General features: G+C 72.3%; 4 protein-coding genes. 1 reads left to right on the top strand and 3 read right to left on the bottom strand.

All coding sequences use genetic code 11. The annotated features are described in order from the left end of the window. Nucleotides 1-125: 125 nt before the first annotated feature. From ACFWA7_RS39760 to ACFWA7_RS39750, 3 genes are all read right to left on the bottom strand, one after another. On the bottom strand, nt 126-1,151 hold the full coding sequence (locus ACFWA7_RS39760) for a 6-phosphofructokinase (protein ID WP_385540164.1): 1,026 nt from the start codon (nt 1,149-1,151) through the stop codon (nt 126-128). Between the two features lie 159 nt (nt 1,152-1,310). Further along, entirely contained in the window at nt 1,311-2,039 is a 729-nt protein-coding gene (locus ACFWA7_RS39755) for a type 1 glutamine amidotransferase (protein ID WP_190091330.1), read from the bottom strand. A gap of 23 nt (nt 2,040-2,062) precedes the next feature. Beyond that, nucleotides 2,063-3,301, bottom strand: a complete 1,239-nt coding sequence (locus tag ACFWA7_RS39750; RefSeq protein ID WP_385540162.1) for a MurT ligase domain-containing protein — start codon at nt 3,299-3,301, stop codon at nt 2,063-2,065. Between the two features lie 117 nt (nt 3,302-3,418). Here ACFWA7_RS39750 and def point away from each other — a divergent pair, with 117 nt between their 5' ends. Beyond that, the gene (gene def, locus ACFWA7_RS39745) at nt 3,419-3,988 is read left to right on the top strand and encodes a peptide deformylase (protein ID WP_385540160.1); all 570 of its coding nucleotides are present in this window, start codon (nt 3,419-3,421) and stop codon (nt 3,986-3,988) included. The last annotated feature ends 153 nt before the right edge of the window (nt 3,989-4,141 follow it).

Below are 4,141 nucleotides of genomic sequence, written 5' to 3'. Positions count from 1 at the left end.
AAACCCCACAACCCGCAAACCGCGTTTGGATATTGTCTCGTGGGCTCGGATTTGTTTATAAGAGACCGGCCCCGGGTCGCGATCGCGACCGGGGGCGGCTCACTGCGCGCAAAACGATGCGGGTGTTACAGGACGCACTCCGCCTCGGCGTACCGCTCGGCCGGGACGGTCTTGAGCGTCGCCGTCGCCTCGGCGAGCGGGACCATGGTGATGTCCGTGCCGCGCAGCGCGGTCAGCATCCCGAACTCGCGGCGGTGCACGGCCTCCACCGCGTGCCAGCCGAACCGGGTGGCCAGGACGCGGTCGTACGCGGTCGGGGTGCCGCCGCGCTGGACGTGGCCGAGGATGACCGCGCGGGCCTCCTTGTCCAGGCGCCGCTCCAGCTCCACGGCGAGCTGGCTGGCGACGCCCGCGAACCGCTCGTGGCCGTAGATGTCCGTGCCGCCCACGTCGAAGCGCATCGAGCCCTCGCGCGGCTTGGCGCCCTCGGCGACGACCACGATCGCGAACTTCTTGCCCGCCGAGAACCGGCGGCCGACCAGCTCGGTCAGCTCGTCTATGTCGAAGGGGCGCTCCGGCACGACGATCGCGTGGGCGCCGGCGGCCATGCCGGAGTGCAGCGCGATCCAGCCGGTGTGGCGGCCCATGACCTCGACGATCAGCACGCGCTGGTGCGACTCGGCGGTCGTCTTGAGGCGGTCGAGGGCCTCGGTGGCGACGCCGACGGCCGTGTCGAAGCCGAAGGTGACGTCGGTCGACGCGATGTCGTTGTCGATGGTCTTCGGCACGCCGACGATCGGCAGGCCCGCCTCGGAGAGCAGATGGGCGGCCTTGAGCGTGCCCTCGCCGCCGATCGGGATGATCGCGTCGAGACCGAGCTCGGCGACGTGGCCCTTCGCGCGCTCGACGCCGTCGCGCAGATGCGCGGGCTGGACGCGGGAGGAGCCGAGGATCGTGCCGCCGAGGGCGAGGATGCCGCCGACCGCGTCCAGGTCGAGCTTGCGGTAGTCGGCCTCCAGGAGACCCTTCCAGCCGTCGTGGAAGCCGATGACCTCGTCGCCGTGATCGACCACCGCGCGGTGCACGACGGAACGGATGACGGCATTCAGGCCGGGGCAGTCGCCGCCGGAGGTGAGCACACCAATTCGCATTGCCCGGAAAACCTTTGCAACGTGGGCCGACGACCGGACCACGTCGTCCGGTTGGATCCCCGCCACCCTACCGGCGCAGGGTGGCGGGGCCGAATCAGACGTCCGACAGATGGACGTCAGACGAAAGTACGAACGCCGTCTTCCGGGGCTAAGCCCGGGTCAGGCGGGCTGGGTCGCCGAGGCGATGCGCTCGGCGCGCAGCGCCTCGTACCAGCGGTCGTCGGTCGGCGGCAGCGCGTTCACATCGAGGGCCAGCTTCAGCAGCAGGTCCGCGATCTGCGGGTTCCGCGCGAGCACCGGACCGTGCATGTACGTGCCGAAGACGGTCTCGTTGTACGCGCCCTCGGTGCCGTCGCCGGTGCCGTTGCCCCGGCCCAGGCGGACCCGGGCGAACGGGCGGGCCGTGGGGCCCAGGTGCGTGACGCCCTGGTGGTTCTCGAAACCGGTGAGCTGGGGCAGGCCCAGGCGCTCGTCGATGTCGCCCAGCACGTCGCCGACGCAGCGCTCGCCCTCGCCCCGGGTGGAGACCACGTCGAGCAGGCCGAGGCCCGGCTCGCGCTCGCCGAGGTCGTTGATGAACTCGTGGCCCAGGATCTGGTACCCGGCGCAGACCGAGAAGATGATCGCGCCGTTGGCGGCGGCACGCTGCAGGCCGCCGTCGCGGCGCAGCCGCTCGGCCGCGAGCCGCTGCGGCCGGTCCTCGCCGCCGCCGATCAGATAGATGTCGCCCGACGACGGCACCGGCTGGTCGCTGCGGACGTCGAGACGGGCCACGTCGAGGCCGCGCTGGCGGGCCCGGCGCTCCACGACCAGGGCGTTGCCCTGGTCGCCGTACGTGCTCAGCAGGTCGGGGTAGACCCACACGAGGCGCAGGCTGTTGTCGCTCATGCTCGCTTGCTCCTTAGGGGGTCTCAGTTGCCGACCGTGCGGCGCACGTCCTGGAAGGCGGTGTAGTTGGCGATCAGCTCGATCTGGCCGGGCGGCGCCAGCTGTACGCACTCCGCCAGGCTCTCGCAGACCCGGAAGTCCAGGTTCGCGACCTCCAGGCGGACCGCCAGGTCCAGCTTGCGGTCGCCGATCACGAAGATCGGGTGACCGGCGAGCCGGGGGTAGTCGACGTCCCACAGCCACGAGGTGTCCGTGCCGTCGGCGCCGCGGGCGTTGACGGCGAGGATCACCGGCGTGGGCGGCGGGTCGATGAGGGAAAACGTTTCGAGCCAGCCCGCCGGGTTCTTGGCGAGCAGCAGCCGCAGCTCGCGTCCCTGGAAGGACACCACGTCGTAGCGCCCCGCGACCGCCTGAACCTGGTACATCCGCTCCAGGGCGACCTGCGGCGGCACCCCGAAGACCGCGGCGACCGCGGCGGAGGTGGCGGCGTTGGCCTTGTTGGCGCGGCCGGGCAGCTGGAGGTGGATCGGCCAGGCCGAACCGTGCGGGTCCAGGACGTAGTCGCCGCTGAGCACCCAGCTCGGGGCGGGGCGGCGGAAGCCGCACTCACCACAGAACCAGTCGTCGCCCGGGCGCTGCATCACACCGCCGCAGGCGGGGCACGACCAGGCGTCGTCCTTCCACTCCTGGCCCGCCGCCACCCACACCACGTTGGGGGAGGAGGAGGCCGCCCAGACGACCAGCGGGTCGTCGGCGTTGGCGATCACCACGGCCTTGGTGCCCTGAAGCCCCTCGCGCCACTTCTCGGCGAGCATCCGGGTCTCGGCGGCCCGGTCGAGCTGGTCGCGGCTCAGGTTGAGCAGCGCGATCGCCTTGGGCGTCACATCGCGCGCGACACCGGAGAGGTACTTCTCGTCCACCTCGATCACGCCGAAGCGGGCGTCCGAGCCGCCCGCCAGCGCCGAGGTGATGCCCGCGGGCATGTTGGCGCCCAGCGCGTTGGACACCACCGGGCCGCTGGCCCGCAGCGCCTCGGCGATGAGCCGGGTCGTCGTCGTCTTGCCGTTCGTCGCCGAGACCAGGACCACGTCCAGGTGGGTCGCCAGCCGCCCCAGCAGATCGGGGTCCAGCTTGAGCGCCACCCGGCCGCCGATCACCGATCCACTGCCCCGCCCCGCTGCGCGCGACACCGCCGCAGCGGCCTTGCCCGCCGTCACGGCGAGCTTGGCCCGCGGTGACAGCGGCTCCGCGTTGCCTGCCATCGTCCTTGATCCTCCTTGCGCCTGGGTCGGACCTCAGCCTATCGAGATCCGGACAGCGGCCCGAACCGCGCCACCACCGGCGCGACCGCGAACCCCCTGGACCGTACGCTTACGGGCATGCGTCACCGTCCCATTCCCGGCAGTTCCGGCTCGGTACGAGAGATGTCTCTCCTCGGCGACCCGGCCCTGCACGCCCCCTGTGAACCCGTCACCGACTTCGGTCCGTCCCTCGGCCGGCTGGTCGAGGACCTCTTCGCGACGATGTACGCGGCGCGGGGGGTGGGGCTCGCGGCCAATCAGATCGGCGTGGGGCTGCGGGTGTTCGTCTACGACTGCCCCGACGACGAGGACGTCCGCCACCTCGGACACCTCGTCAACCCCCGTCTGGTGTCGGCCGAAGGCCTGCTGCTGCGCGGCCCCGAGGGATGTCTGTCCCTGCCGGGTCTGGAGGCGGGGACGGAGCGGTACGACGAGGCGGTGGTGGAGGGGCGGACGGTGTCGGGCGCGGTGGTACGGGTGTCCGGCACGGGGTTCTTCGCGCGGTGTCTCCAGCACGAGATGGATCACCTGGAGGGGGTGGTGTATCCGGAGCGCTTGACGGGGTGGCGCAAGGCGCGGCTGGCGAGGGCGGTGCGGCGGGCGCCGTGGGGTGGCCGGGGGAGTTCCCCCACCCCGCCCCTTCCCTGAACCCTCCGGGGGTGGGTGGGGGCTGAGGTGGGCTTCCCGGGGGCTGCGCCCCCGGACCCCGTTGCGGGGCCTGCGGCCCCTGCACCCCGCTTCGGGGCTTCGCCCCCGGTACCCGGCTTCGGGGCTTCGCCCCCGGCACCCCCGCGCTGGGGC

The sequence above is a fragment of the Streptomyces sp. NPDC059994 genome, assembly GCF_042737755.1.
In the GTDB taxonomy this organism is placed as follows: Bacteria; Actinomycetota; Actinomycetes; order Streptomycetales; family Streptomycetaceae; genus Streptomyces.
Note: the sequence above shows the minus strand (reverse complement) of the source record. Positions and strands in the feature narration are given on the sequence as shown.

Excerpts from the sequence above, each read along its gene's own strand:
- ACFWA7_RS39760 (WP_385540164.1), bottom strand. The coding sequence starts at position 1,151 with ATGCGAATTGGTGTGCTCACCTCCGGCGGCGACTGCCCCGGCCTGAAT.
- ACFWA7_RS39750 (WP_385540162.1), bottom strand. The coding sequence starts at position 3,301 with ATGGCAGGCAACGCGGAGCCGCTGTCACCGCGGGCCAAGCTCGCCGTG.
- def (WP_385540160.1), top strand. The coding sequence starts at position 3,419 with ATGCGTCACCGTCCCATTCCCGGCAGTTCCGGCTCGGTACGAGAGATG.
- ACFWA7_RS39755 (WP_190091330.1), bottom strand. The coding sequence starts at position 2,039 with ATGAGCGACAACAGCCTGCGCCTCGTGTGGGTCTACCCCGACCTGCTG.